This window comes from Rhizobium atlanticum, from assembly GCF_030182485.1.
GTDB lineage: Bacteria > Pseudomonadota > Alphaproteobacteria > Rhizobiales > Rhizobiaceae > Rhizobium.
Genome location: NZ_JAQJCJ010000017.1, coordinates 133,353 through 158,795 on the forward strand (window position 1 = coordinate 133,353; position 25,443 = coordinate 158,795).

Genomic DNA, 25,443 nt, shown 5'->3' on the forward strand with positions numbered 1-25,443 from the left:
CGAGCCGATCTTAGACCATCCGGATGAAGTGACCCTGCTCCACTTCGACGATATCATCCTGTGGCGCGGCAGAACGGCGGCGGATATCCTCGACTTCATCGGGCCTCAGCCGGGCTTTCGGGTCTTCGAAGCGGACATCGGGATCGGGCACGGCCGAGAGCAGCAGTCTTGTGTAGGGATGCAGCGGATTGTCGATCACTCGGGCGGTGCTGCCCCATTCGACGATCTGGCCGGCATACATGACGGCGATATCCTCGGCGACATAGCGGGCGGTGGCGATGTCATGGGTGATGTAGAGCAGGCCGAGATTCATATCCTGCTTCATTTCGTTCAACAGGTTGAGCACCCCCAGGCGCACCGAGACGTCGAGCATCGAGGTCGGTTCGTCCGCAACGATCACCTCCGGCTTGACGGCAAGGGCGCGGGCGATATTGACGCGCTGGCGCTGACCGCCGGAGAGTTCGTGCGGATATTTCGGCGCGACGAGATCGGGATCGAGCCTGACGCGCTGTAGCAGTCTGCGGACCGTGATGTCGATCTCAGCTCCGTTGATCTCCGGCCGGTGCAGCTTCAAGGGCCGCCTCAGATGATGGGCGATGGTATGCGCCGGGTTGAGCGAAGCAAAAGGGTCCTGGAAGATCATCTGTACCGAGCGGCGATAGCGAGCGATCTCATCTGCTCTCGCCCCTTCCACCGGGCGGCCTTTAAAGAGGATCTGCCCCGATGTCGGCTGATATTCGCGCATCGCCATCCGGGCGCAGGTGGTCTTGCCGCTGCCGGATTCGCCGACGAGCGCCAGCGCCCGGCCGGCATGCAGCGAAATGGAGATCGAGCGGGCGGCATGAACGGCGGATGCGCCGTGGCCGAAGGTCTTCGTCACCTTGTCGAGGGCAAGGATGGCATCGCTCACAGCAGCACGCCTCCATGAAGCGAGGGAAAGGAGGCCCACAGTTTTTTCGTATAGGCGTGTTTCGGCGTCCTGTAGATCGCCTTGGCGCCGTTCTGTTCGACAAGCTTGCCCGCAAGCATGATGCCGATACGGTCGCAGAACTGCACCATCAGCCCGAGATCATGGGTGATGAACAGCACGGAGAAGCCAAAGCTGCGGCGTAGCTCGTTGATGCGCTGCAGGATTTCGCGTTGAACGACGACGTCGAGCGCCGTCGTCGGCTCGTCCATGACGACTAGCTTCGGATCGAGCGCCATGCAGATGGCGATGACGATGCGCTGGCGCATGCCGCCGGAAAACTGGTGCGGATAGTCGCACATGCGGTCCGGCGCGATGTCGACGAGCTTGAGCATCTCGGCAGTGCGTTCGCGCGCTTGCGCACGGCTCATATTCTTGTGGGTGCGCAGCACATCGTAGAACTGCCTCTCGATGCGCAGCACAGGGTTCAACGAGTTCATCGCGCTCTGGAAAACCATGGCGACCTCGCGCCAACGGAACGCGCTGAGCGCCTGCTGGTCGAGGCCGAGCACGTCGCGGCCGTCGAGCAGGATCCGGCTTTCCCTGCGGATCAATGCCGGCGGCTTGTGCAGCCGGCTGATGGCAAAGGCGATGGTGCTCTTGCCGCAGCCGGATTCGCCGGCAAGGCCGAAGACTTCGCCCGGTGCGACATCGAAGCTGACATCGTCGACGGCGCGGAAATCCTTCTCCTCGCCGATGTAGTCGATGGTGAGGTTCCTCACCGAAAGCAGCGGCTGGGTCACAGGCGACCCTCCCCGGAACGGACGAGCAGGGACCAGCGCTTCAGTTGATTGCCGGTGCGCAGACGCGGATTGGCGATCTCGTCGACGGCGAAGTTTAAGAGCGACATGCCGATCCCGAGGAAGGCGAGCGCGAAGCAGGGGGTGAGGATATCCCACCAGGCGCCGACCGAAAGGGCCGAGGCCTTCTGGGCATTGTAGAGCATCGTTCCCCAGGAGATCGCTTTGGGATCGCCGAGGCCCAAGAATTCCAGCGTCGCCTCGGTGATGATGGCGAAGATGACGCTGCCGATGAAATTGATGCCGACGATCGAGATCACGTTGGGGAATATCTCGAATGTCATGATGCGCCATTGCGGCTCGCCCATCATCTCGGCCGATTTGACGAAATCCTTCTGCTTAACGGAAAGCGTCTCGGCGCGGGTGACGCGCGCGCCCCAGGCCCAGGAAGTGGCGCCGAGGATGAGGGCGATGACGACGGGGCTTGCCTGACCGATGAAGGCGGCGAGCACGAGCAGCAGCGGCAGGTTGGGAACGACGAGCACCATATTGGTGAAGAAGCTGATGACTTCGTCGGTCTTGCCGCCGCGATAACCGGAAATGATGCCGAGCGCGGTGCCGGCGAGGGTGATCAGCAGCCCGGCGCCGAAGCCGACGGCAAGAGAGGTGCGGGCGCCGTAGAGCAGCCGGGCGAAAACATCCTGGCCGATGCGGGTGGTGCCGAGCAGATGGTCGAGCGACGGCGGCTGGTGCGGCCTGCCGGTGCGGGCGGCGGGATCGTATTGCGTCAGCAGCGGCGCTGCGATCGCGACGACGACGATGAAAGCGATGATGATGAGGCCGACAAGGGCCTTGCGGTTTCGAAGCAGGCTTTTCATCTCAAGCTCCCTTCAGCCGCGGGTCGAGCAAGATATAGCTGACGTCGACGATGAAATTGGCGATCAGCATGGTCGCGGTCATGATGAGGAGCTGGCCCTGGATGACTGGATAATCGCGGGCGAGGATCGCCTGGTACAGAATATTGCCGAGGCCGGGATAGTTATAGACGACTTCGGTCACCAGCGAACCGCCGAGGATGGTGCCGATGGCGATCGCCAGGCTGGAAACGGTCGGCAGCAGGGCGTTGCGCGCCGCATACCACAGCATCACGTGCCGGTCGGAAAGGCCCTTGGCGCGTGCCATGACGATATAGTCCTCGCCGAGCAGATTGATCATGTTGTTGCGCATGGTGACGGTGAAGCCGCCGATCAGCACTGTGCAGAGCGTCACCATCGGCAGGATGCCGTGATAGGCCACACTGCCGATATAATGCAGGCTGAAGGCCGGATCGAGCGACGGGTCGGCGGCATAGCCGTTCGGAAACCAGCCGAGCGTGAAGCCGAAGATGAAGAGCACGATCAGCGAGGTGACGACGGCTGGCACCGAGGTCGCGAAGATCGCGCCGACGGAGACGATGACGTCGAACCGGCTGCCGCGCCGCCAGGCGGCGACGATGCCGAGAAAGGTGCCGAGCGCGAAGCTGACGACCGTCGCTGTTCCCATCAGGCCGACGGTCCAGACGAGAGCGTGGCCGAGCACCGAGGTGACGGGCAGCGGGAAATATTTGACCGAGCGACCGAGATCGCCGGTGAAGATGCTGCCGAGATAGGTGAGATATTGCCGCCAGAGCGGGCCGTCGACGAAGCCGAAGGTGAGCTTCAGCGCCTGCAGGCTTTCCGGCGGCAATTCGGTGCCGGCGCTTGAGAACATGATCTGCACGGGATCGCCCGGCATCAGCCGGGGCAGAAAGAAATTGATCGTCGCTGCCGCAATGAAGGCTGCAATATAGAAGACGAGGCGGCGAAGCAGGAAAGCCATGCGAACTCCGTCGTGACGAGAGCGGCGTTTCAAGACCGCTCCCGAGACCATGATGCTTTACTTCACAGGTTCCAGGGCGAGCAGGTTCAGCAGACGTGCCGGATTGGTGCGCGAGATCGACGGATTGACGAAGGGGTTTTCCTTGGTCGACCAGCCGGTGAAGCGCTTGGTGCTGTACTGATACCAGTTCGGATTGTTGAAGACTGGAATCATCGGCATGTTTTCGGCGACGATGTGCTGTGCCTTGTTCATCGCCTCCTTCTGCGTGGCAAGGTCTGCTGTCTGGGTGAATTCGGTGACGAGTTTCTCGACCTCCGGGTTGAACCAGCGCTGCGCGGTGAAGCGGGTCTTGCCCTTGTCCGAAGCGCTGAAGGCGCGCTTGTAGGGATAATAAGGTGAGGCCGAAGCCGGCAGGCTGTTGATCGCCGCATCGAACTTGCCGGCGATGAGGTTGCCGGTCCAGACGGCTTCCTCCGGTGTTTCGATCTTGGCGTCGATGCCGACCGCCTGCATGCCTTCGACGGCGATGTTGACCGTGTCGACCCAGTCCGTCCAGGAGTTCGGGACGATGATCGAGAAGGAGATCTTGCTGCCGTCGGGATTGTCACGGAAGCCGTCGCCGTCCTTGTCCTTGTAGCCCGCCTCGTCGAGCAGGGCCTTGGCGGCGTCGGCGTCATAGGTCGCGAACTTGCCGAAGTCGGCCTTGACGGACGGATCCGCCCAGCTCTTGTAGAGCTCGCCCATCAGGCCGGGGTCTTCGTTCAGCGTCGGATAGCCGTAGCCGGCGACGTCGATCATCGTCTTGCGATCGAGCGCCATGCCGATAGCACGGCGGAATTTCACATCGTTGAAGGCCTTTCTATTGTTCTCGTTCGCCGTTTCCAGATTGAACAGGAAGGCGACCATGCTGCTCGGCGAATACCAGTAATGGAAATGCGCCGGGTCCTTCGCGACATAGACGTTGTCGATATCGGGAATGAAGGAGACACCCCAGTCGAGCGTGCCGTCGGCGGTCGCCGTCAGGATCTGGTTGTTGTCGGCAAGCTGCGGGAAGCGAATGCAGTCGACCTTCAGATGCGCATTGTCCCAGTAATTCGGGTTGCGGCACTGGTCGTAGGTCTGGCCGGTGAAGCGCGGCACCTCGGTCAACGGCCCGCTGCCGACCGGGTTCTCGTTGGCGAAGGTGACAGGATCGGCGACATCCTTCCAGACATGTTCGGGAACGATCGGCAGCTGCGAGATCTGCTCGGCAGCAAGCGAGCTCGGATTGGCAAGCGCGAAGCGCACCGTCTGGCCGTCGACGGCCTGCACGTCGGTGACGAAGGTCCAGATGCTGACGAAGTCGAGCGCCGGGAACTTTTTCAGATAATCATAGGTGAACTTGACGTCGGCTGCCGTCAGCGGTTTGCCATCAGACCATTTCAGGTTCGGGCGCAGCTTGAAGTCGATGCTCTTCAGGTCGTCGGAGAGCTTGAAGCTTTCGGCCAGGCGATAGACCGGCTTGTTGCTGTCGAAGCGATTGAAAATAACCAGCGGCTCATAGATGAAATCGAGCGTCGATTGGCGCGCCGAGGTCTGGTTGAACGGGTTGAAGTTGCGAACCCAGGTCGTGGCCGGTTCGATATTCGCCGTCAGGATCGTCTGCGCCGTGGCGGATCCCGAAAGCAGCGTCAGTGCGGCGGCTGCAAATAGATATTTTTTCATGTTCCATTCCCCTTTTCTTGTGCGTGAAAAATGATCTGCCGGTCAGGCGGCCGGCACGCTGGCAAACATGTCTTCCACCTCGGCATGGGCGGCGCGGACGTCGATTTTGATATTGCCGAGGCGAGCCTTGCCGGCGGCGATACGCTTCAGAGCGGCATCCGTGAGCGGGCGGGCGGCCTTGGCGGCGGCTTCGCTTTCCCTGACGTCCCCGTGGCTGTGGAGGGCGATATCGAAACCCGCATCGAGGACTTGGGCGACGCGTTCCGGCAAGGTGCCCGTGAGCGACTGCATGAAGACGCAGTCGGAGATCAGCACGCCCTCGTAACCCATCTCTTTGCGGATCACGTCGTGCATGACAGGCGAGACGGATGCCGGCAATTCGGCATCGTAGGTCGAGTAGACGACATGGGCGACCATGGCCCAGGGCGTATCCTTCAGTGCGACGAAAGGCTTGAAATCGGTGGCGGTGAGCGTCTCACGGCTGGCATCGACGACCGGACGCTCCTTGTGGGAGTCGAGCGTGGCGCGGCCGTGGCCGGGAATATGCTTCATGACCGGCATGTTGCCGGTCTCTAGCAGCCCGTCGACCACCTCACGGCCGAGGGCAGCGATGAAGTCGGGATCGGGGCCGAAGGAGCGGGCGCCGATGACCGCACTCGTCGTCTCGAAGACGAGGTCGAGAACGGGCGAGCAGCCGCTGGAAAGGCCGAGGTCCGTCATCATCGCGCCCATGGCCTGGGAGGAAAGGCGCAGTGCTTTTTTGCCGAGATCGAAATCGCAGCGGGCCAGTTCGGCGAACTGGCCGAAGCTGCGGAAGAGCGGCCAGGGACCGGCGTCGAGATGCTGGACGCGGCCGCCTTCCTGGTCGGTGAAGACGGGCGCATCCTCTCGGCCGACGGCTTCGCGGAAGCGTTCGATCAGCCGCTTTGTCTGCTCCGGCTCGCGCTGATTGCGCCGGCCGACGAACAGGCCGAGCGGATTGGTCTCGCGAAACAGGGCGAATTCGTCGTCCGAAATCGCAGGGTTCGGGAGACCGACAAAAAGGGCGAGCGGGGTCGAGGACACTTCTGGAACTCCGGTATCAGCTGGTCATTTCGGCGCGCTTCGCAGCATGCCTTCGTAAATGCCCTTGTCGGGGGCAGGGATGGCGATCGCACCCGCGGTGCTGGCGTAGAAATCGACAGGCCCGGCATCGCCGATGAAGGCATAGGCATGGCCGAGCGTCTTCATCGTCTGAAGGCAGGCGGAAAACAGCGCGAGACCGATGCCCTTGCCACGCGCCTCGGGATCGACGCCGGTTGGGCCGAAGAAGCCGCGGGCCGTCGTGTCATAGCAGGCAAAGCCGAGCAGCTTGCCGCCGTCGACGGCAATCTGGCAGGCGACGGGTTGGCGGGAAAAAGCAACCGAAACCTCGCTTGCCCAGTTCTCACTGAATTGTTGGCGAACCCAGTTGACGACCAGGTGCAGTTCCGGTGGAAGAGCCGGACGAATGGAGGCGCGGACATTGTCGGCCCGCTCTTTCAGGTCGGCGAGCCTGTTGGAATATAACCTCACAAGCAGGTCTGGCACCTGTCTCTCCTCCAGGTATTCCTTTATAGCGTAATATATATCCGTTTAATGTCATAGACTTGGCTATCTAACTGGGCTTGTCAACAGGGATTTTCAAATGGAGCGGTGCGCCCGGCTTCGGACCAGCGCCAGCTGGCGCGAATGAAAACGGCCCGGGGAGGCCGGGCCGTTTTTCTCTCGTAATCCTAAGCCTGCGCGTTTCGGCGGGATCGGTTATTCGCCGTGCTTCCAAAGCGCATGAAAATGCTGCACCGGGCCATGTCCGGAGCCGACAGTGAGACTGCCGGCGGCGGCGACTGCATCGGCAAGGTAATCCTTCGCAATGGCGACGGCTTGCTCGGCCGATGCGCCCTTGGCAAGCTCGGCGGCCAGTGCGCTGGAGAGCGTGCAGCCAGTGCCGTGCGTATTTTTCGTCGGCACTCGCCTGGCCTCGAACCAGTGCAGGCCGTCGGCCGTGGCAAGCACGTCTGGGCTCTCGTCGCTGCCGAGATGGCCACCCTTGACCAATACGGCGGCGGGGCCAAGCGCGCGCAGCCGCTCGGCCTGCGCCGCCATCTCATCGCGATTGGTCGCGACCGGCTGGTGCAACAGGGCCGCGGCCTCGGGCAGGTTCGGGGTCAGGAGGGTTGCGAGCGGCAGCAGCCGCCGGGTCAGCACGTCGACCGCTTCGGGCGCGAGCAGGGCGGCCCCACCCTTGGCGATCATCACCGGGTCGAGAACAATGGGGATTCTCCGTCGATCGGCAAGGGCTGCGGCGACAGCCTCGGCTATGCCGGCATTGGCGATCATGCCGATCTTGACGGCGTCGACTCGCACGTCGGCGAAGACGGCATCGATCTGGTCGGCGACGAATTGCGGCGGCACCAGATGCACGCCGGTCACCCCTTGCGTGTTCTGTGCCGTCAGCGCGGTCAGCACTGCCATGCCGTAAACGCTGCGGGCGGCAAAGGCCTTTAGATCGGCCTGGATGCCGGCGCCGCCGGAGGGATCCGAGCCGGCGATGGAGAGAACATTGCGGATCATGGGCGGACCTTTCGGATTTCTGCGGCGATGCGGCGGGCGGCGGCCTCGGGGTCCGGCGTGCCCGCAATGGCGGAGACGACGGCAAGCCCTTCGGCTCCCGCTGCAAACACTTCCGCCACATGCTCCGCCTTGAGGCCGCCGATGGCGACGGACGGCACCGGCGATGCCTTCACAAGCCTGGCAAGACCATCAAAGCCGACCGGCTGCTTGTGGTCGGCCTTGGTCGGCGTCGCAAAGACAGGTCCGACGCCGGCATAATCGACAATATCAGGGTCGACGGCGGCAGCGAGCCGGGCTGTTTCCACCGAGAGACCAAGGATCATCTCGGGTCCGATCATGTCTCGTGCCCTGCGCGCATCCATATCCTCCTGGCCGACATGCAGGCCATCGGCGCCGATCGCGACCGCAGCCTCCACATCGTCATTAACGATGAGGAGGGCGCCGGTTCCAACGAGCGCCTCTCTCAAGGCGCGGCCGGTCTCGATCATCCTGGCCGTGCCGGCATGTTTGTCGCGCAACTGCACCATCGTCGCGCCGCCGGCAACGGCAAGCCGCGCAGTCTCGATCATGCCGATTCCGGCGCAGAGATCGGGATCGAGAACGAGATAGAGCGAAAGGTCGAAGCGCTTCATGCGACCGATACCCTTGCCCTGGCATCGAGCGTTTCGGCGTCGATCGCAGCCAGCGCATCGAGGAAGCGCCAGGAAAAGGAGCCCGGGCCGGCGGCGCCGAGCGCTGCATCTTCGCCGGCGACGGCGAAGGTCGAAAGCGCGGCGACAGTCGCGCCGAAGAGATCTTCGGGCGCGGTCGCGGCAAAGGCGCCGACGAGGCAGGTGAGCGAGCAGCCGAGCGCGGTGACCTGCGGCATCAGGGCCGATCCGCCCGCAATACGGACTGCCCTTGCGCCATCGGTGACGAAGTCGACAGCACCGGTGACGGCGACGATGGTCCGCTGCCTCTCCGCCAGCCGCCGTGCCGAATCCTCCGCCTGTTCGACTGGATCGCGGCTGTCGACGCCCTGACCACGGCTCTCGCCGCCGGCAAGCGCGATGATCTCGGAGGCGTTGCCGCGGATAATCGTCGGGCGAAGCTCCAGAAGGTCGGCCACCGCGGCGCGACGGAAGCCCGTGGCGTAATGGGCCACCGGATCGAGCACCCAGGGTTTGCCGGCCGCATTGGCGGCCTTGGCAGCCCCCTGCATGCCTTCGAGCCATTGCGTCGAGAGCGTGCCGATGTTGATGGTCAAAGCATTGGCGATGCCGGCGAATTCGCCGGCTTCTTCAGCGGCATGCACCATGGCGGGAGAAGCGCCCGCGGCCAGCAGGACGTTGGCCGCGATATTCATCGCGACATAATTGGTGATGCACTGAACGAGCGGCGGCTTTTCGCGCATCGCCTTCAGCATGGCTCCCGACGTGATCTTGCTCTGCATGGTGCCCCTTTCAGGCGGGGGCGGGCGCGGGGGGCTGCTCTTACGGCGATGCCCCGAGCGACTCCCTCCGCCGGCATTATCCGGTTCAGGTTCGAAGGGTTCTTCTCAGCCCGTCTGTCGACGAACGCCCCTGTCTCTCATCACGCTCTTTTTCGCAGAGAAGGGCGCGGCTGTCACTCCGAAAGTGAGTATTCCGGTATTTCGGAGCGGCTGCCCTTGGGCGTGGACATTGCTGGAGGCCTTCCCAGCGCAATCCTGAAGGCATCCAATTTTGCCTAACTCAAATCATGCAGCCCCGTCGTAATAGCCGGGCTGATTGAAAACTCCGAAAATCGAACCCTCAAACCACTCCGCTCCGGCGTACAGGCTGTCGGCCCGACCTCATAGCGATCGGCAGCCGGGAAGGGTGCTAACCGCAGCAACGGCCAGCGGCTACCGTCGCGGGAGCCCTGGATGCGCACGGCGCCGTTTGCGACCGTCACACGGATGCGGAAATCCTCCAATTCCTTGAAGGGCTGCGACACCGACCAGTCTGACTTTCCGTCGGTGACGACGGTGCTGAGGAAGGCTTCTCCGTCGGTGAATTCGACGCCCGTTTTCACCCAGCGGCTCTCGTCGATGCGTACCATCAGGCCTGCCTGATCGTAGAGGGTGCGGAATTCGCCCTGGGCGCGGATCTGTGCGGTGAAGCTGTCGCCGGTGGGAAAGGCGAGGAAGTGGCCGGTGTCGCGGGTGAAGCCGTAATAGGTCTCGCGCCAGAAATCGGTCTTTTCGCCTGTCGTCATCGTCAGGCCGGTTTCGTCGGCGTGCCAGCTGCCCGGCTCGTTCAGCCATTTCCCGTCATTGAAGTCGATGCTCATTCGCTTCTCCCTTCCTTTAATCTTGCCGCAGGGCAGTCGTCTCACTTGGCGTACCACGCAGGCCCCGTGCGGAGAACTAGCGCAGCTGAAGATGGTGCTTTTCCGGCAACGCGCTATCCGCGGCTGCATAATCGACCACTCATGCTTGACACGATAGCTCCAGCTTCTATTCTGTTACAAAAATATTAATTACATAATTGTGGAACTAAATCGGGAGCTCTCATATGAAAACATTCGTCGCATTCCTTCTCGGAACCGCGTTCGTCGCCCTGCCTTCGACCCTGCTTGCCCAGGAAAAGGGCGGCGTCATCAATGTCGCGACGATCGGCGAGCCGCCGACGCTCGATCCGATGTCGTCGACGGCCGATCTCGTCGGCATCGTCACCCAGCATATTTTCGAGACGCTCTACACTTTCGACAAGAGCTGGAACGTCACGCCGCTTCTCGCCGAAAGCCTGCCCGAGATCAGCGCCGACGGCAAAACCTATACGATCAAGCTCAGGACTGGCGTCAAGTTCCACGACAATACCGATATGACGTCCGAGGATGTGGTCGCTTCGCTTACCCGCTGGATGAAGATCGCCTCGCGGGGCAAGCAGGTGGCCGGCTTTATCGACAAGATCGCGGCTTCCGATCCTTCGACGGTTACGATCACGCTGAAGCAGCCCTATGCGCCGTTGACCTCGCTGCTTGCCTTCAACAATTCGGCGGCCATCATCATCCCGTCCGAAAAGCAGGACGAGCCGATGAAGGAGTTCATCGGCACCGGTCCCTATATGCTGAAGGAACGGAAAGCCGACCAGTATATCCAGCTTGTCCGCTTCGATGGGTACAAGCCACGCAGCGGCGAGAGCGATGGCTATGGCGGCGCGCGTCATCAATATCTTGATGAAATCCGCTTTGTGCCGGTGCCGGACCCGAACACCCGCGTCGAGGCCGCCGTTTCCGGCCAGTATGATTATGTCGACTCGATTCCTGTCGAATCCTACGACAAGCTGAAAGCTTCGACCGCCTCGCAACCGGTCATGCTGAAGCCCTTCGGTTATCCTGTCTTCGTCTTCAACACCAAGGAAGGTGCTGCTGCCAACGTCGAGGTGCGCAAGGCGATCCGGCAGGCGCTCAGCATGGAAGACATGCTGGCGGCGGCCTTCGGCAGCAAGGATTTTTATGCGCTCGACGGGGCCATCTACCCGAAGTCCTTTGCCTGGTCGACCGATGCCGGCGCCGAAGGCGCCTATAATGTCGCCGATCCGGAAGGGGCGTCCGCTGCCGCCAAGAAAGCCGGCTACAATGGCGAGCCGATCCGCATCCTGACCAGCCGCCAATACGAGTTCCATTACAAGATGGCGCAGGTCGCCGCCGAATATCTGAAACTTGCAGGCTTCACCATCGATATGCAGGTGGTGGACTGGGCGACGCTAACCCAGCGTCGCACCGATCCGAAGCTTTGGGATATCTACATTACCCACAGCCCCTTCTTGCCGGAGCCGGCGCTCATCGGCTCGCTGTCGACGAGTTCGCCCGGCTGGTGGGACACGCCGGCCCGCAAGGCCGCGGTCGATGCCTTCACCTCCGAAGTCGATCCGAAGAAGCGCGTGGCGCTCTGGGCCGATGTCCAGAAGGCCGTTTATACAGACGCACCCTTCATGAAGATCGGCGATTTCAACGCCGTCTCGGCGAAGTCGGTCAAGCTCGAGGGCGTCGATCCGGCTCCGTGGCCATATTTCTGGAACGCCTCGATCAAGAAGTAAGCATCACCGCCGGTGCCGCCCTTCGGGACCGGTACCGGTCATCTTTTCTGCCGCATCTGCAAGGGCTTGAAGGCCGGCATTCATGATACGCTACATCCTCCAGCGCCTGTTCGGCATGATCGTCGTGATGTTCCTGGTCGTCACGATCGTCTTCGTCATCGTGCGCGTGACCCCGGGAGATCCGGCCGCCGTCATGCTCGGGCCGGATGCGACGCCGCAGGATATTGCCGATCTCCGGGCCCGGCTCGGCCTCGACCAGTCGCTTGGCCTGCAATATGTCTATTATATCGGCCAGTTGCTGAGGGGGGATCTCGGCCAGTCGATCTTCCTCAACATGCCGGTCACTGTAGCACTCGTCGACCGGGCCGAACCGACCTTCTTCCTGACGCTGTTTTCGCTTGCCATCGCCAGCATCATCGCCCTGCCGATCGGCATCTATGCCGCCTATCGGCGTGGTTCCTTCATTGATCAGGCGGCAACGACCCTCGCCATGTTCGCCGCCAGTATTCCAAGCTTCTGGCTCGGTCTCATCCTGATGCAGTTCTTCGCTGTCCGATTCAACCTCTTCCCGGTCTCCGGCTATGGCGGCCCGGGCTCGACTTTCATCGACCGGATGTATCATCTGACGCTGCCGGCCTTTGCGCTCGGCATCGTCTCTTCGGCGCTGATCCTGCGCTTCACCCGTGCCTCGATGCTCGATGTGCTCGGCGACGATTATATCCGCACGGCGCGCGCCAAGGGGCTAATCGAGCGTAAGGTCATCCTCAAGCACGCTCTGAAGAATGCGCTGATCCCGATCCTGACGGTGCTCGGCCTGACCGCCGCCGTGCTGATCTCGGGCGCTGTCGTCACCGAAACCGTCTTCGGCTTGCCCGGGGTTGGCAATCTCGTGGTCTCGGCGGTGCTGCGCCGCGACTATCCCGTCATCCAGGGGGCGCTGCTCGTCATCGCCGCCCTCTACGTGCTGATCAATTTTGCGATCGACATGCTCTACCTGCTGGTCGATCCGAGGGTGCGCTACTGATGGCGGATGTCGCAATCAAACCTGTCGAAAGCGAAGGCAGCAAGTTCGTCCGCCGCCTCATGAAGCGCAGGACAGTGGCCTTCGGCCTGCTGATCCTGGTGGTCTTCGTGCTGCTCGCAGTCTTCGCGCCGGTCGTCGCGCCCTATTCGCCGTCGAAGCTTTCCATCGTCAACCGGCTGAAGCCGCCGAGCGAGATCTTCTTTTTCGGTACTGACGAGTTCGGCCGCGACGTCTTCTCGCGCACGATTTTCGCCGGCCGCCTGTCGCTGCTCGTCGGTGCGGCTGTTGTGGCCTTGTCGGCCGCCATCGGCGTGACGCTCGGCCTGCTTGCCGGCTTCTTTCAAAAGCTCGATACGCCGATCGCCCGGCTGATCGACGCGATGATGGCCTTTCCGGATATCCTGCTCGCCATCGCCCTCGTCGCCGCTCTCGGCCCGTCCTTGACGACGGTCATCATTGCGCTGTCGATCGTCTACTCGCCGCGCCTTGCCCGTATCGTCCGTGCCTCGACGCTTGTCATCCGCGAGCTGCCCTATGTCGAGGCGGCGAGGGCGCTTGGCATCTCGACCTTCCATATCATGACCCGACACGTGTTGCGCAATCTGCTGTCGCCGATCCTGGTACAGGCCACCTTCCTCTTTGCCAGCGCTATGCTTGCCGAAGCCGGCCTCTCCTTCCTCGGCCTCGGCGTCAGCCCCGAAGTGCCGACCTGGGGAACGATGATCGCTGCCGGCCGGCAATATATCGGGCAGGCCGATTGGATGACGGCTTTCCCCGGCGTGGCGATCGTCCTCTCGGTGCTGTCGCTGCAGATGGTCGGCGACGGCCTGAGAGACATGCTCGATCCAAGACTTCGCAAGGACCTTTAATCCGCCGACCAGAGGTCGCCCAATCCAAATCCGCCAATCGAAATTCGCATGACAGGAGTTCGCGTGAATCAGTTCCCCGCCGCCGCCGGCAAGGTCGAGAACTCGCCTTACCAACGGTTAGCCGCGCTCGGCATAACGCTGCCGCCGCCACCGCCGCCGATCGCCAATTTCGTGACGCATGTGATAGAAGGCAACATGCTCTATCTGTCAGGCCAGGGGCCGCGCGAGGCCGATGGCTTCCTGCATGCCGGCAAGGTCGGCGGCAGCGTTGGTGTCGAGGAAGCTTACCGGCATGCGCGGCTGACCGGCATCAACCTGCTTTCCGTCATGCATGAGGCGCTTGGCGATCTCTCCCGCGTCAGGCGGGTGGTCAAGCTGCTCGGCATGGTCAATGCCGTGCCCGAGTTCGAGGATCATCCGAGCGTCATCAACGGCTGCTCGGATCTGTTGATCGCCGTGTTCGGCGCAGCCGGCGAACATGCCCGCTCGGCCGTCGGCTTCGGCTCGCTGCCCGGCAATATCACCGTTGAGATCGAGGCCATCGTCGCCCTGCATTGCTGAACGTGTTTTCGTGTTTGGAGTGGTCTTCGGATGACTTTTTTCTATTTAAGCACGCATCCTTCCCCCGGCTGCTCGACACTGCCACATGGCAGCGCCATGTTCTGCCCTTCCTCCCAGACTTCCGGAGATCTTCATGCCCGATGATATCAGACCTTCGCTCGGCCTTCGTCCCGTCATCAATGTGTCCGGCACGATGACCAGCCTCGGCGCCTCGATCGTCGTTCCGCAGGCGATCGAGGCGATGACAGCGATCCTGCCGCACTTCGTCGAAATTAACGACTTGCAGCGCAAGGCAAGCAGCGTCATCGCCCGGCTGACCGGCGGCGAGGCGGGTTTCGTCACCGCCTCCTGCTCGGCCGGAATTTCGCTTGCCGTCGCCGGCGCAATCACCGGCGACAATCTGTTGGCGATCGAGAAACTGCCGGACGCCGTGCCGGAGAGGAACGAGGTGCTGGTGCAGATGGGCCATATGGTAAGCTACGGCGCGCCGGTCGACCAGGCGATCCGGCTTGCCGGCGGCAAGGTGGTGCTTGTGGGACAGGCGACCTCGACGCATCGTTTCCACATGGAAAGGGCGATCACCGACAAGACGGCTGCTGCCGTCTATGTCGTTTCCCACCATGTCGTCGATTATGGCCTGCTGAACCTCAAGGAATTTATCGAGATCGCCCATGCCAGGGGCATTCCCGTCATCGTCGATGCGGCCTCGGAATATGACCTGAGGACCTTCCTGGAGCAGGGGGCCGATATCGCGCTCTATTCCGGCCACAAGTTTCTCGGCGGCCCGACCTCGGGCATCGTCGCCGGCAGCAAGGAAATGGTGCGGCACGCCTTCCTGCAGAATATGGGGATCGGCCGCGGCATGAAGGTCGGCAAGGAGAGTATCTTCGGCGTCATGGCGGCGCTGGAGGCGTGGGAAAGGCGCGATCATGCCGGCATCCGCGAGCGCGAGACCGGCTATCTCAATCTCTGGAAGAAGACGCTCGACGGCCGTCGGGGCGTCACCGCGCTGATCGAGCCCGACCCGACCAACAATCCGCTCGATCGGCTGCGCCTCATCGTCGATCCCGAAGAGGCGCATATCACCGCCTGGGATCTGGCCGATGCGCTCGCCAAGGGCAGTCCGCCGATCATCGTGCGCGATCATGAGGTGGAGCACCGCTATTTCTATCTCGACCCCTGCAACCTGCATCCGGGCGAGGAGGTCATCGTCGCAAACCGCCTCGCTGAGGAACTCGACAAGGCGCGCGCCTCCAATGAAGTCATCGCCACACCGATCGAAAACCGCAGCCGGCACCGCTTCGACGGGTTGCTGCGCTGGCCGGATTAGCTGCAAGAGGAGCCGATATGGCCAGCGTTCAAGCGCAACCGATCGAAACGACCGCCACCGTTCTTTCCGTCGACCGGCTGACCACGTCCTTCCTGGTCGACGGCGCCTGGAAACCGGTCGTGCGCGACGTTTCCTTCACCGTCGCGCCCGGTGAAACTGTGGCGATCGTCGGCGAATCCGGCTCGGGCAAGAGCGTCACCTCGCTTTCGATCATGCGGCTGCTGCAGGCGGAGACGAGCCGCATCGAGGGCCGCGTCATGCTCGGCGGCCGCGACCTGCTGGCCCTGCCGGAACATGCGATGCGGCAGGTGCGCGGCAATGAGGTGGCGATGATCTTCCAGGAGCCGATGACCTCGCTCAATCCGCTCTTCACCATCGGCGATCAGATCTCCGAAGCGCTGCTCTGCCATTCCGCAATGAGCAAGGCCGATGCCAGGGCCGAGACGATCAGGCTGCTGGAAAAGGTCCGTATCCCCTCGGCCGCCTCGCGCTTCGACGAATATCCGCATCGTTTTTCCGGCGGCATGCGCCAGCGGGTGATGATCGCCATGGCGCTCGCCAGTCGGCCGAAGCTCTTGATCGCCGACGAGCCGACGACCGCACTCGACGTGACGATCCAGGGGCAGATCCTCGATCTCATCAAGCTGCTGCAGGAAGAGGAGGGGACTTCTGTTCTCTTCATCACCCATGACATGGGCGTCGTCGCCGAGATCGCCGACAGGACCGTGGTGATGTATCGCGGCGAACAGGTGGAAAGCGGCGCCACTGCCGATATCTTTCACCGCGGCAAACATCCCTACACAAGGGCGCTGTTGTCCGCCGTGCCGGTGCTCGGCTCGATGCAGGGCCGGCAGAGGCCGCTGCGCTTTCCCGTGGTTAACACCGCGACGGGCGAATCGGACATTCCCGCCGAGGCTGCCGATACGGTCGCGGCAAGGCCCGTCCTGCAGGTGAAGAACCTCACCAAGCGCTTCGACATCCATTCCGGCCTTTTCGGCCGGCTGACCAGCCGCGTGCACGCGGTCGAAAACGTCTCCTTCGATCTTCATGCCGGCGAGACGTTGTCGCTCGTCGGCGAATCCGGCTGTGGCAAATCGACGACGGGGCGAGCCATCATGCGCCTGATCGAGCCGCAGGCGGGTTCCGTTCTCGTCGAGGGCAGGCAGGTGCTCGGCCTCGACAGGAAGGAGCTGCGCGAGATGCGCAAATCCGTGCAGATGATCTTCCAGGATCCCTTCGCCAGCCTCAATCCGCGCATGACGGTGGGGGCTGCGATCGCCGAACCCTATCTCGAACACCGGATGGGCAATGCGAAACAGGCAAGGGAGGTCGTCGCCGACCTGCTGGTGAAGGTTGGCCTGTCCGCGGATATGGCGGCGCGCTACCCACATGAATTTTCCGGTGGCCAACGCCAGCGCATCTGCATCGCCCGCGCGCTTGCCTTGCAGCCGAAGGTGATCGTAGCGGACGAAAGCGTCTCGGCGCTCGACGTCTCGATCAAGGCGCAGGTCATCAACCTGATGCTGGATCTGCAGCAGAGTCTCAACCTCGCCTTCCTGTTCATCTCGCATGACATGGCGGTGGTCGAGCGCGTCAGCCACCGCGTGGCGGTGATGTATCTCGGCGAGATCGTCGAGATCGGCCCGCGCGCCGCCGTCTTCGAAAATCCGCAGCATCCCTATACCAAGAAGCTTATCGCCGCCGTGCCGGTGCCAGATCCCGACCGCCGCCACGAGAAGCGGATGGCGGCGAACGACGAGATCAAGAGCCCGATGCGCCCGGTCGACTACGCCCCTCCGATAGCCTCCTATCGCGAGGTCGGGCCGGGCCATCTGGTCATGGCCGAGCGCTCGTCCGGGCTGGGAGTTGCCTAACGGATCAGCGGCGCATAAAGCAGATGCGGAGACAAATGCTTGGAAAGCCGCACCGATGAACAAGACAGAGTATTTTTCGACGCTCGGCGGCCTGCCGCCGCAGACCCAACTGCTTTCCGGTAAGGCCGTTTTCACCACGGCTTACGCGGTCATTCCCCGCGGCGTCATGAGCGATATTGTCACGAGCCTCCTTCCGCATTGGACGGGAACGCGGGCATGGGTGCTCTCACGGCCGCTTTCCGGTTTCTCCGAAACCTTCTCGCAATATGTGATGGAAGTTCAGCCGGGCGGCGGAAGCGACCGGCCGGAGCCCGACAAACGAGCCGAAGCGGTGCTCTTCGTCGTCGAAGGCGGCATGACGGTTGAGCTCGAGGGCGTCAGCCATGCGCTGCGCGCCGGTTCCTTCGCCTATCTTCCGGCCGGCTCGGCTTGGCGCCTCAAAAATGATGGTTCGACCGCGGCGATCTTCCATTGGGTCCGGAAGGCATTCCAGGAAGTCGAGGGGCTGGAGCCGCCGCCGGCAATTTTTACGCATGAGGATGACCATCCGATCCAGGCCATGCCCGACACCGACGGCCGCTGGGGCACGACCCGCTTCATCGATCCGGCCGATGTGCGCTACGACATGCATGTCAATATCGTGACGCTGGAGCCGGGTGCGGTGATCCCCTTCATGGAAACGCACGTCATGGAGCACGGCCTCTATGTGCTGGAGGGCAAGGCGGTTTATCGCCTGAACCAGGATTGGGTCGAGGTCGAAGCCGGCGATTTCATGTGGCTGCGCGCCTTCTGCCCGCAGGCCTGCTACGCCGGCGGTCCCGGCCGCTTCCGCTACCTGCTCTACAAAGATGTCAATCGGCATATGAAGCTCTGGTAGGCGGCTCGCATAAGCCGCACACGAGGCAGGCTGGCACCTGTCCGGTTGCTTGACAGCTCTCTGGTTAACACGCATCGTCCTTCGATGCGGGATATGGATTTATGGCTGTCGGAGAAGAACGAAATCAACCGAAGAAACGCTGCCGAAGCGGTCTTCGAAGATATCCGCACGGCCATTGTGGATCAGAAACTGCCGCTCGGAAGCCGTCTTCCCTCGGAGGTGCAACTGGCCGAACGCTACGGCATCAGCCGGGCGATCGTGCGTGAAGCGCTTCGCTCCCTGCAGACGCTGGGCTTCACGCAAACCCGAACCGGCCGGGGCACCTTCATCGTTTCGGACAGCCCCGCGCGGCAGCTCGGCGGCGGCGCCTATTCCGCCCGCGACTTGATGGAAGCGCGGCCCTGCATTGAAATCCCGGCAGCCGGCTGGGCGGCATTGCGTCGTTCGGGCGAGCAGCTGGCCCGGCTGACATCCTTGTGCGACCGAATGGATGAGGAGGAGGATGTCCAGAAATGGGTGCGGATGGACGCGGCCTTTCATGGAGAAATCGCGGAGGCTTCAGGCAATGCGATCTTCCGGAAAGTCGTCGCCGATGTTCGCGGCGCGCTCTCGACGCAGTCGGAACTGGTCGAGCATGTTCGCGGGCGGCGCCAAAGGTCCAATGCGGAGCACCGCCGAATTCTGGAGGCAGTTGCTGCAGGCAGCGAGCAGGATGCGCGGGCGGCAATGGCAGAGCACCTGCTGGAGGTCAAGCGCTCCATCATCGGGATTACCGATGAAAGGCGAACTGCCCAGAAGGCATGATTTCAAATTTACGCCCGGATGTCCCGTGCGGCCGATCGAATGCAAGCGATGAACGATCTAGAAAACTGGCTGTCCGATTCCGCGACCCTCAGTCGCAAAAGCGCCTCGGAACTTGTGTTCGAGGAATTGCGCAGCCTGATCCTTTCCGGCCGTTTCGCCGCCGGTTCGAAACTTCCGTCAGAAGCCAAGCTCGCTGCAAAATATGGCGTCAGCCGCCCGATCGTGCGGGAGGCGCTGCGCTCGCTGCAGATTTTGCGGCTAACGGAGACACGAACGGGCAGCGGCACATATGTGCTTGCGGCTGCCGGCGACGGAGACATCAGTTACGGCGATTATTCGGCGCGTGATCTGAGGGAGGCGCGGCCTCACGTCGAGGTGTCGGCCGCCGGCTGGGCGGCGCTGCGTCGAAACCATGACGAACTGTCCGGGTTGCTCAGGCTTTGCGACGAGATGGAGCAAGAGGAAAATACCGAGGCCTGGGTGCAGCTGGATTCGGAGTTTCATGGACTGATCGCCGCTGCATCGAAGAATGCCGTCTTCCGCGATATCGTCGATGAGGTTCGGGAGGCGATGGCGCAGCAATCCGGCCTTCTAACGGTGTTGGGGCCGCGGCGGCAGGAGTCGAATGATGAGCATCGCGCAATCGTCGAGGCTATCCGCGCAGGCTCGGACATCGAAGCCCGGGCCGCGATGGAAATCCATCTCCAAAAGGTGGAGGCGGCCGTCAATCGCATCATCGGCGCCGAACCGCGCTAAGCGGCGCCAACGCTATCGGAGCTTTCTAACACACCGTTGCGTCCGCATCGGTAGCTGCCTGATGGGCGAACCGGCTTCCATATAATGCACATCCTCAAACGAAGGAGCTTGACGGAGGTGTATGTTTCCATTTATTCGCTAAACCTGTCAGACCGCATAGCAGATTGACATGTTGTCGGAGCTGCGCGGAGGGGCGGCCGGGGAGGCTGCCGAACCCAGGAGAGGGAGGAGAAATGACAGTGATGGAATCCGCCAGAACCGAGGCCGATGGGCAGATTTTCGCAGAGGAGGATCTCGGTTACAAAAAGGCGCTGAAGCCGCGGCAGATCCAGATGATCGCCATCGGCGGAGCGATCGGCACCGGGCTGTTTCTGGGCGCGGGCGGACGGCTTGCCGCTGCCGGTCCGGCGCTTGTGCTGGTCTATGCCTTGTGCGGCTTTTTCGCGTTCCTCGTTCTCCGGGCGCTCGGCGAACTGATCGTGCACCGCCCGACCTCCGGTTCGTTCGTTTCCTATGCCCGTGAATTCTACGGTGAAAAGCTCGCCTTCGCGGTAGGCTGGCTCTACTGGTTGACCTGGGCGATGACGGCGGTCGCCGATGTCACCGCCGTGGCTCTCTACATGAATTTCTTCAAGGCCTACGTTCCATGGATCGCCATGATCGATCAGTGGGTCTTTGCGCTGGCGGCGCTGGTCCTCGTTCTCGCCATGAACCTTCTGTCCGTAAAGGTTTTCGGCGAACTGGAATTCTGGTTCAGCCTCGTCAAGGTTCTCGCTTTGGTCGTCTTCCTGCTTGTCGGGGTCTACTTCGTTGTGACCGGCACGCCGATCGACGGCCACGCGCCGGGGCTCAATACGATTGTCGACTTCGGCGGCATGTTCCCGAACGGAATCCTGCCCGCGCTTGTCGTGATCCAGGGCGTGGTTTTCGCCTATGCCTCGATCGAGCTGATCGGCACCGCCGCGGGCGAAACCGAAAATGCGCGCAAGGTCATGCCGCGCGCGATCCGAACGGTCGTGCTGCGCCTGGTGGTCTTTTATGTGGGCTCGGTTCTGCTGCTGTCGCTGCTGCTGCCCTATACCGCCTATAAGGGCGGCGAGAGCCCGTTCGTGACCTTCTTCGGCAAGATCGGCGTCGAGGGCGCCGACGTCGTCATGAACCTCGTCGTGCTCACCGCCGTGCTGTCGTCGCTCAATGCCGGCCTGTATTCGACCGGCCGCATCCTGCATTCCATGGCGATTTCGGGCTCGGCGCCGGCCGCGCTGGCGAAGATGAACAGATCCGGCGTGCCCTATGGTGGCATTGCGGTGACGGCTGTCGTGACCGCCTTCGGCGTCGTGCTGAACGCCGTCGTTCCGGCAGAAGCGTTCGAGATCGGACTGAATGTCGCCGCGCTCGGCATCATCGCGGCATGGGGCGTGATTGTTCTGTGCCAGCTTAAGCTGTGGCACCTGTCGCGCCAGGGCAAGCTGGCGCGGCCCGAATTCCGGATGTTCGGCGCGCCCTATACCGGCGTGCTGACGCTCGGCTTCCTTGCGGTCGTCGTGATCCTGATGGCGCTGGATTATCCGGTCGGCACCTACACGGTCGCGTCGCTGCTGCTGATCATTCCGGCGCTGGTGGTCGGCTGGCTTCTGATGCGGGAGCGCATCCACATGATCGCGGCCGAACAAGGCGACGATCGCGGCGGTTTCGATATGGCCTGACCGGCGCGACAGCAAGGCTTGCCCCGGTGCCAAATGCCGCCGGGGCCGCTTCAATGGAGAGAGAAATGATCCCGAGTGAGGATTTCGTCGTCACCGACCGTGGCGGCATCGTCGAGAACCGCCATCGCGTCCATGCGGCGGTCGTCGATGCAGAAGGCCGGCTGCTTTATGCGCTGGGAAACCCGACGCGCCTGACGCTTGCCCGGTCTGCCGCCAAGCCGGCCCAGGCGCTCGCCATCCTGGAGACGAGTGGGATCGAGCGTTACGGCTTCGATGATGCGGATCTCGCGCTAATGTGCGCTTCGCACAGCAGCGAAGAGCTGCATATCGCGCACACGCGGACCATGCTGGCGAAGGTCCGGGCAGAAGAGGCCGATCTTCGCTGCGGCGGCCATCCTTCCTTGTCCGAAACCGTGAATCGCGCCTGGATCAGGCAGGACTATACGCCGACGGCGGTCTGCAGCAACTGTTCGGGAAAACACGTTGGAATGATTGCAGGCGCCCGGGCCATCGGCGCGGGCGTCGAAGACTATCACCTGCCGGATCATCCGATGCAGGTGCTCGTGAAGCGTACAGTCGCTGAACTATGCGATCTTGATCCGCAGGACGTCGAATGGGGGATCGACGGATGCAATCTGCCGACGCCCGCTTTTCCGTTGGATCGCCTGGCGCGCCTCTACGCTAAGCTTGCTTCGGCAGCAGATCGGGGCGAGGGGCAGGAGGGTTTGTCGAGGCGAGACGCAGCACTCGCTCGCATTTTCCGGGCGATGGCGCGCCACCCCGAAATGGTCGCGGGCGAGGGGCGTTACTGCACAGTGTTGATGCGCGCGTTCAACGGCGCGCTGATCGGCAAGCTCGGCGCCGATGCCAGCTATGCAATCGGTGTGCGCGCCTCGGATGACACCAGGCAATTGGGGGCGGATGGGGCGCTCGGCATTTCGGTCAAGGTCGAGGATGGCAACATCGAAATCCTCTACGCGGTTGTGACGGAAATCCTCGATCAGCTCGGCATCGGTTCGCCCGAACTCCGCCGAGAGCTTGCAACGTTCCATCGTCCCAAGCGGGTGAACACCATGGGTGTTTCGACCGGTGGCGTGTCCTTTCCGTTCAGGCTGCGCATACCGGAGCCGGAGGGGGAGTAGTCCAGTCCTGCAGCTTGATACAACGACGCTTCCGGACGCGGCAATTCTGCCGCGCCTAACCGATCATCTCTCCGGCCTGCCGCCGCAGTTCAGGTCCGCAGCGCCGCTTTCGAAAGTCCAGCCATGACTATCTCCGATATTGCGAAAATCCGCGTCGAGCATGACCTGATCGGCGATCGCGACGTCCCGGCCTCGGCCTATTACGGCGTGCATACGCTGCGTGCTGTGGAGAATTTCCCGATTACCGGTCAGACCCTGCGGGAATCGGCGGACCTGATTGCGTCGCTCGCTGCGATCAAGCAGGCGGCGGCCCAGGCCAATGCAAGCCTCGGCCTTCTGGACCGGGCACGCGCCGACGCCATTATTGCGGCCTGTATCGAGATCCGCGACGGTGCGCTGCACGACCACTTCATTGTCGATCTGATCCAGGGCGGCGCCGGCACCTCGACCAACATGAACGCCAACGAAGTGATTGCCAACCGGGCGCTTGAAATCATGGGATATGGGCGAGGGGATTATCAGCACCTGCACCCGAACGAACATGTCAATCTGTCGCAATCCACCAACGACGTCTATCCGACGGCCCTGAAGCTCGCTGCATGGATCGGCGTTCATCGTCTCGTCGACGCCATGGCGATTCTGCGGCGATCGTTCGAGGCCAAGGCGATCGAGTTTGCCGACGTCCTCAAGATGGGCCGCACCCAGTTGCAGGACGCCGTGCCGATGACGCTGGGGCAGGAATTCGGAACCTATGCGCTGATGCTGGCAGAGGACGAGGCGCGCCTTGCCGAAGCCGTCTCGCTGATCCGCGAGATCAACCTCGGCGCCACGGCGATCGGCACCGGCATCACCGCCCATCCTCACTATGCCGCGCTGGTGCGCGAGCGCCTGTCCGATATCGTCGGCGTCGATCTGGTGACGTCACCGGATCTGGTGGAGGCGACGCAGGATTGCGGATCCTTCGTGCAGCTTTCGGGCGTGCTCAAGCGCGTCGCGGTCAAGCTGTCCAAAACCTGCAACGACCTGCGGCTGCTGTCCTCGGGACCGCGCGCGGGCCTGAACGAGATCAACCTGCCGGCGCGCCAGGCGGGTTCGTCGATCATGCCGGGCAAGGTCAACCCGGTCATCCCGGAAGTCGTCAACCAGGTGGCTTTCGAGGTGATCGGCAATGACGTGACGATCACCATGGCGGCCGAGGCGGGCCAGCTCCAGTTGAATGCTTTCGAGCCGGTGATCTTCTACAGCCTCTATCGCAGTCTCAGCCACCTGACCAATGCCTGCCTGACGCTCGAGGCCAACTGCATTCAAGGCATCACCGCCAACCGTGACCGGCTGCGCCAGACAGTCGAGCAGTCGATCGGCATCGTGACGGCGTTGAACCCCTATATCGGCTATCGCAATGCCACGGAGGTCGCGCTGGAAGCACATCATTCGGGGCGGGGCGTCTATGAAATCCTTCTCGAACGCGGCCTGATGCAGAAGGAGCATCTCGATGCGGTCCTGCGCCCGGAAACGCTTACGCGGCCAAGTGAGAAGCTTTCCTTCTCGTAAGGCATACGGTTCATTTGTCCTTGCGAAGACCGGCCCATCAAGCCTGCTCGCTTCATGGGCCGGGCAACACTCATATGTGCGCGGTCACGCCGCCCTTGCTTGCGGCTTGGCGGCCTTGACATGGGTTATGCTGCGGCGGCCGTCGATGCTGACGGGAACATCGCCGTCAACCGTGGCGCGGCGCACAACACGGTGCTGGTCGTCATAATCGTTGACGGCATAGTGCTGGGTGGCGCGATTATCCCATATCGCCACGTCGCCGGCTCTCCAGCGCCAGCGCACGGTATTTTCCGGGGCGGTGACGTAGGACTGGAACACCTCGTAGAGTTTTACGGAGTCGCTCTTCGACAGGCCGACAAGGCGCTGAACGAAGTTGCCGAGCAGCAGCGATCTTTCGCCGGTTTCCGGATGGACACGCACGACCGGATGCTCGGTTTCGTAGATCGTCGACGTGAAAACTTCCTCGAAATGCTTCTTCTCTTCGGCGGTGGCGCGCGGGCGCACGGCGGCATAATCATAGGCATTGCTGTGAATGGCCCACAAATTGTCCGCTAGCAGTTTGAGCGGCGCCGGCAGGCTTTCATAGGCGGCATGGGTGTTGGACCAGATCGTGTCGCCGCCGGCCGCCGGGATGACGACGCCGCGCAGGACGGAGAATTTGGGATAGGCGTCGACGAAGGTGACGTCGGTGTGCCACTGGTCCGCTCTGCCGCCGCCGCGGCTGGAATCGAGATTGAGGATGGACGCCGTGCCGGCGACGGGCCCCTGGGTTGGATGCGGCACGAGATCGCCGAGCCGGCGTGCAAAGGCTTCCTGTTCGGAATCGTCAAGATGTCCCTGATCGCGGAAGAAGATCACCTTGTGTTTGAGCAGAAGCTGGTTGATGGCTGCCACCGTTGCATGCGAAAGATCTCCGCCAAGACGAACACCTTTGATTTCGGCGCCGACGCGGCCGGTCAGCGGGACGACATCGGACTCGGGTATGATCTGATCGACGAGAACCGGATCGCTCATGAAAATCTCCTTTTGATGTTGCAAGAAGTCGG

General features: G+C 62.5%; 24 protein-coding genes and 1 riboswitch. Of the genes, 12 read left to right on the forward strand and 12 right to left on the reverse strand.

Features of this window, described 5'->3' with window-relative positions; all coding sequences use genetic code 11:
* Window positions 1-10: 10 nt before the first annotated feature.
* The 11 genes from PH551_RS23575 to PH551_RS23625 form a co-directional block, all read right to left on the reverse strand.
* Window positions 11-910, reverse strand: a complete 900-nt coding sequence (locus PH551_RS23575) for an ABC transporter ATP-binding protein (RefSeq protein ID WP_285195253.1) — start codon at window positions 908-910, stop codon at window positions 11-13.
* On the reverse strand, window positions 907-1,710 hold the full coding sequence (locus PH551_RS23580; protein ID WP_285195254.1) for an ABC transporter ATP-binding protein: 804 nt from the start codon (window positions 1,708-1,710) through the stop codon (window positions 907-909). Before PH551_RS23580 ends, PH551_RS23575 begins: the two co-directional genes overlap by 4 nt.
* Entirely contained in the window at window positions 1,707-2,585 is an 879-nt protein-coding gene (locus PH551_RS23585) for an ABC transporter permease (RefSeq protein WP_183701109.1), read from the reverse strand. Before PH551_RS23585 ends, PH551_RS23580 begins: the two co-directional genes overlap by 4 nt.
* A 1-nt stretch (window position 2,586) precedes the next feature.
* Window positions 2,587-3,564 carry an ABC transporter permease gene (locus tag PH551_RS23590; RefSeq protein ID WP_285195255.1) on the reverse strand — a complete coding sequence of 326 codons (978 nt, stop codon included), beginning with the start codon at window positions 3,562-3,564 and terminating at the stop codon, window positions 2,587-2,589.
* Between the two features lie 57 nt (window positions 3,565-3,621).
* Window positions 3,622-5,268, reverse strand: a complete 1,647-nt coding sequence (locus PH551_RS23595) for an ABC transporter substrate-binding protein (protein ID WP_285195256.1) — start codon at window positions 5,266-5,268, stop codon at window positions 3,622-3,624.
* 42 nt (window positions 5,269-5,310) lie between these two features.
* Window positions 5,311-6,333, reverse strand: a complete 1,023-nt coding sequence (locus PH551_RS23600) for a glycoside hydrolase family 3 N-terminal domain-containing protein (protein WP_285195257.1) — start codon at window positions 6,331-6,333, stop codon at window positions 5,311-5,313.
* Between the two features lie 24 nt (window positions 6,334-6,357).
* Window positions 6,358-6,837, reverse strand: a complete 480-nt coding sequence (locus PH551_RS23605) for a GNAT family N-acetyltransferase (protein ID WP_285195258.1) — start codon at window positions 6,835-6,837, stop codon at window positions 6,358-6,360.
* 213 nt (window positions 6,838-7,050) lie between these two features.
* A complete protein-coding gene (thiD, locus tag PH551_RS23610; RefSeq protein ID WP_285195259.1) occupies window positions 7,051-7,860 on the reverse strand; it encodes a bifunctional hydroxymethylpyrimidine kinase/phosphomethylpyrimidine kinase in 810 nt (269 codons plus the stop codon).
* Entirely contained in the window at window positions 7,857-8,492 is a 636-nt protein-coding gene (gene thiE / locus PH551_RS23615) for a thiamine phosphate synthase (RefSeq protein ID WP_285195260.1), read from the reverse strand. The genes thiD and thiE overlap by 4 nt, the downstream gene beginning before the upstream one ends.
* Window positions 8,489-9,292, reverse strand: coding sequence for a hydroxyethylthiazole kinase (thiM, locus tag PH551_RS23620; protein WP_285195261.1), 804 nt, complete (start codon window positions 9,290-9,292; stop codon window positions 8,489-8,491). The genes thiE and thiM overlap by 4 nt, the downstream gene beginning before the upstream one ends.
* 45 nt (window positions 9,293-9,337) lie before the next feature.
* Window positions 9,338-9,434: riboswitch (TPP riboswitch) on the reverse strand.
* A 133-nt stretch (window positions 9,435-9,567) separates the two neighbouring features.
* The gene (locus PH551_RS23625; protein WP_085781134.1) at window positions 9,568-10,152 is read right to left on the reverse strand and encodes a DUF1349 domain-containing protein; all 585 of its coding nucleotides are present in this window, start codon (window positions 10,150-10,152) and stop codon (window positions 9,568-9,570) included.
* A gap of 224 nt (window positions 10,153-10,376) precedes the next feature.
* On the opposite strand from PH551_RS23625, the gene PH551_RS23630 reads away from it, so the two are divergent.
* The 12 genes from PH551_RS23630 to aspA all read left to right on the forward strand — a co-directional run bounded on the left by PH551_RS23630 (window position 10,377) and on the right by aspA (window position 24,397).
* Window positions 10,377-11,903, forward strand: coding sequence for an ABC transporter substrate-binding protein (locus PH551_RS23630; protein WP_285195262.1), 1,527 nt, complete (start codon window positions 10,377-10,379; stop codon window positions 11,901-11,903).
* Between the two features lie 82 nt (window positions 11,904-11,985).
* The gene (locus PH551_RS23635; RefSeq protein WP_285195263.1) at window positions 11,986-12,927 is read left to right on the forward strand and encodes an ABC transporter permease; all 942 of its coding nucleotides are present in this window, start codon (window positions 11,986-11,988) and stop codon (window positions 12,925-12,927) included.
* Complete coding sequence (locus PH551_RS23640; RefSeq protein WP_285195264.1) at window positions 12,927-13,796, forward strand: ABC transporter permease; 870 nt, start codon at window positions 12,927-12,929, stop codon at window positions 13,794-13,796. The genes PH551_RS23635 and PH551_RS23640 overlap by 1 nt, the downstream gene beginning before the upstream one ends.
* Window positions 13,797-13,844: 48 nt before the next feature.
* On the forward strand, window positions 13,845-14,357 hold the full coding sequence (locus tag PH551_RS23645) for a RidA family protein (RefSeq protein ID WP_085781138.1): 513 nt from the start codon (window positions 13,845-13,847) through the stop codon (window positions 14,355-14,357).
* 133 nt (window positions 14,358-14,490) lie between these two features.
* Window positions 14,491-15,687: an aminotransferase class V-fold PLP-dependent enzyme gene (locus tag PH551_RS23650; RefSeq protein WP_285195265.1), complete on the forward strand. Its 1,197-nt coding sequence runs from the start codon at window positions 14,491-14,493 to the stop codon at window positions 15,685-15,687.
* A gap of 17 nt (window positions 15,688-15,704) precedes the next feature.
* Window positions 15,705-17,561, forward strand: coding sequence for an ABC transporter ATP-binding protein (locus PH551_RS23655; RefSeq protein ID WP_285195266.1), 1,857 nt, complete (start codon window positions 15,705-15,707; stop codon window positions 17,559-17,561).
* A 55-nt stretch (window positions 17,562-17,616) separates the two neighbouring features.
* Window positions 17,617-18,438 carry a bifunctional allantoicase/(S)-ureidoglycine aminohydrolase gene (locus PH551_RS23660; protein ID WP_085781141.1) on the forward strand — a complete coding sequence of 274 codons (822 nt, stop codon included), beginning with the start codon at window positions 17,617-17,619 and terminating at the stop codon, window positions 18,436-18,438.
* An 84-nt stretch (window positions 18,439-18,522) separates the two neighbouring features.
* Entirely contained in the window at window positions 18,523-19,242 is a 720-nt protein-coding gene (locus PH551_RS23665) for a FadR/GntR family transcriptional regulator (protein WP_285195267.1), read from the forward strand.
* 48 nt (window positions 19,243-19,290) lie between these two features.
* On the forward strand, window positions 19,291-19,998 hold the full coding sequence (locus PH551_RS23670; RefSeq protein WP_183701072.1) for a FadR/GntR family transcriptional regulator: 708 nt from the start codon (window positions 19,291-19,293) through the stop codon (window positions 19,996-19,998).
* A gap of 233 nt (window positions 19,999-20,231) precedes the next feature.
* The gene (locus PH551_RS23675; protein WP_285195268.1) at window positions 20,232-21,704 is read left to right on the forward strand and encodes an amino acid permease; all 1,473 of its coding nucleotides are present in this window, start codon (window positions 20,232-20,234) and stop codon (window positions 21,702-21,704) included.
* Window positions 21,705-21,769: 65 nt separating this feature from the next.
* The gene (locus tag PH551_RS23680) at window positions 21,770-22,846 is read left to right on the forward strand and encodes an asparaginase (RefSeq protein ID WP_285195269.1); all 1,077 of its coding nucleotides are present in this window, start codon (window positions 21,770-21,772) and stop codon (window positions 22,844-22,846) included.
* A gap of 123 nt (window positions 22,847-22,969) precedes the next feature.
* Window positions 22,970-24,397 carry an aspartate ammonia-lyase gene (aspA, locus tag PH551_RS23685; protein WP_285195270.1) on the forward strand — a complete coding sequence of 476 codons (1,428 nt, stop codon included), beginning with the start codon at window positions 22,970-22,972 and terminating at the stop codon, window positions 24,395-24,397.
* 84 nt (window positions 24,398-24,481) lie between these two features.
* On the opposite strand, the gene PH551_RS23690 is transcribed toward aspA, so the two are convergent.
* Window positions 24,482-25,411, reverse strand: a complete 930-nt coding sequence (locus tag PH551_RS23690; RefSeq protein WP_285195271.1) for a TauD/TfdA dioxygenase family protein — start codon at window positions 25,409-25,411, stop codon at window positions 24,482-24,484.
* Window positions 25,412-25,443 lie beyond the last annotated feature (32 nt).

What these genes read in the sequence shown, in the direction of transcription:
- PH551_RS23585 (WP_183701109.1), bottom strand. Translation starts at nt 2,585, where the DNA reads ATGAAAAGCCTGCTTCGAAACCGCAAGGCCCTTGTCGGCCTCATCATC.
- PH551_RS23590 (WP_285195255.1), bottom strand. Translation starts at nt 3,564, where the DNA reads ATGGCTTTCCTGCTTCGCCGCCTCGTCTTCTATATTGCAGCCTTCATT.
- PH551_RS23595 (WP_285195256.1), bottom strand. Translation starts at nt 5,268, where the DNA reads ATGAAAAAATATCTATTTGCAGCCGCCGCACTGACGCTGCTTTCGGGA.
- thiD (WP_285195259.1), bottom strand. Translation starts at nt 7,860, where the DNA reads ATGATCCGCAATGTTCTCTCCATCGCCGGCTCGGATCCCTCCGGCGGC.
- thiE (WP_285195260.1), bottom strand. Translation starts at nt 8,492, where the DNA reads ATGAAGCGCTTCGACCTTTCGCTCTATCTCGTTCTCGATCCCGATCTC.
- thiM (WP_285195261.1), bottom strand. Translation starts at nt 9,292, where the DNA reads ATGCAGAGCAAGATCACGTCGGGAGCCATGCTGAAGGCGATGCGCGAA.
- PH551_RS23625 (WP_085781134.1), bottom strand. Translation starts at nt 10,152, where the DNA reads ATGAGCATCGACTTCAATGACGGGAAATGGCTGAACGAGCCGGGCAGC.
- PH551_RS23630 (WP_285195262.1), top strand. Translation starts at nt 10,377, where the DNA reads ATGAAAACATTCGTCGCATTCCTTCTCGGAACCGCGTTCGTCGCCCTG.
- PH551_RS23635 (WP_285195263.1), top strand. Translation starts at nt 11,986, where the DNA reads ATGATACGCTACATCCTCCAGCGCCTGTTCGGCATGATCGTCGTGATG.
- PH551_RS23640 (WP_285195264.1), top strand. Translation starts at nt 12,927, where the DNA reads ATGGCGGATGTCGCAATCAAACCTGTCGAAAGCGAAGGCAGCAAGTTC.
- PH551_RS23645 (WP_085781138.1), top strand. Translation starts at nt 13,845, where the DNA reads ATGACAGGAGTTCGCGTGAATCAGTTCCCCGCCGCCGCCGGCAAGGTC.
- PH551_RS23650 (WP_285195265.1), top strand. Translation starts at nt 14,491, where the DNA reads ATGCCCGATGATATCAGACCTTCGCTCGGCCTTCGTCCCGTCATCAAT.
- PH551_RS23655 (WP_285195266.1), top strand. Translation starts at nt 15,705, where the DNA reads ATGGCCAGCGTTCAAGCGCAACCGATCGAAACGACCGCCACCGTTCTT.
- PH551_RS23660 (WP_085781141.1), top strand. Translation starts at nt 17,617, where the DNA reads ATGAACAAGACAGAGTATTTTTCGACGCTCGGCGGCCTGCCGCCGCAG.
- PH551_RS23665 (WP_285195267.1), top strand. Translation starts at nt 18,523, where the DNA reads ATGCGGGATATGGATTTATGGCTGTCGGAGAAGAACGAAATCAACCGA.
- PH551_RS23670 (WP_183701072.1), top strand. Translation starts at nt 19,291, where the DNA reads ATGAACGATCTAGAAAACTGGCTGTCCGATTCCGCGACCCTCAGTCGC.
- PH551_RS23675 (WP_285195268.1), top strand. Translation starts at nt 20,232, where the DNA reads ATGACAGTGATGGAATCCGCCAGAACCGAGGCCGATGGGCAGATTTTC.
- PH551_RS23680 (WP_285195269.1), top strand. Translation starts at nt 21,770, where the DNA reads ATGATCCCGAGTGAGGATTTCGTCGTCACCGACCGTGGCGGCATCGTC.
- aspA (WP_285195270.1), top strand. Translation starts at nt 22,970, where the DNA reads ATGACTATCTCCGATATTGCGAAAATCCGCGTCGAGCATGACCTGATC.
- PH551_RS23690 (WP_285195271.1), bottom strand. Translation starts at nt 25,411, where the DNA reads ATGAGCGATCCGGTTCTCGTCGATCAGATCATACCCGAGTCCGATGTC.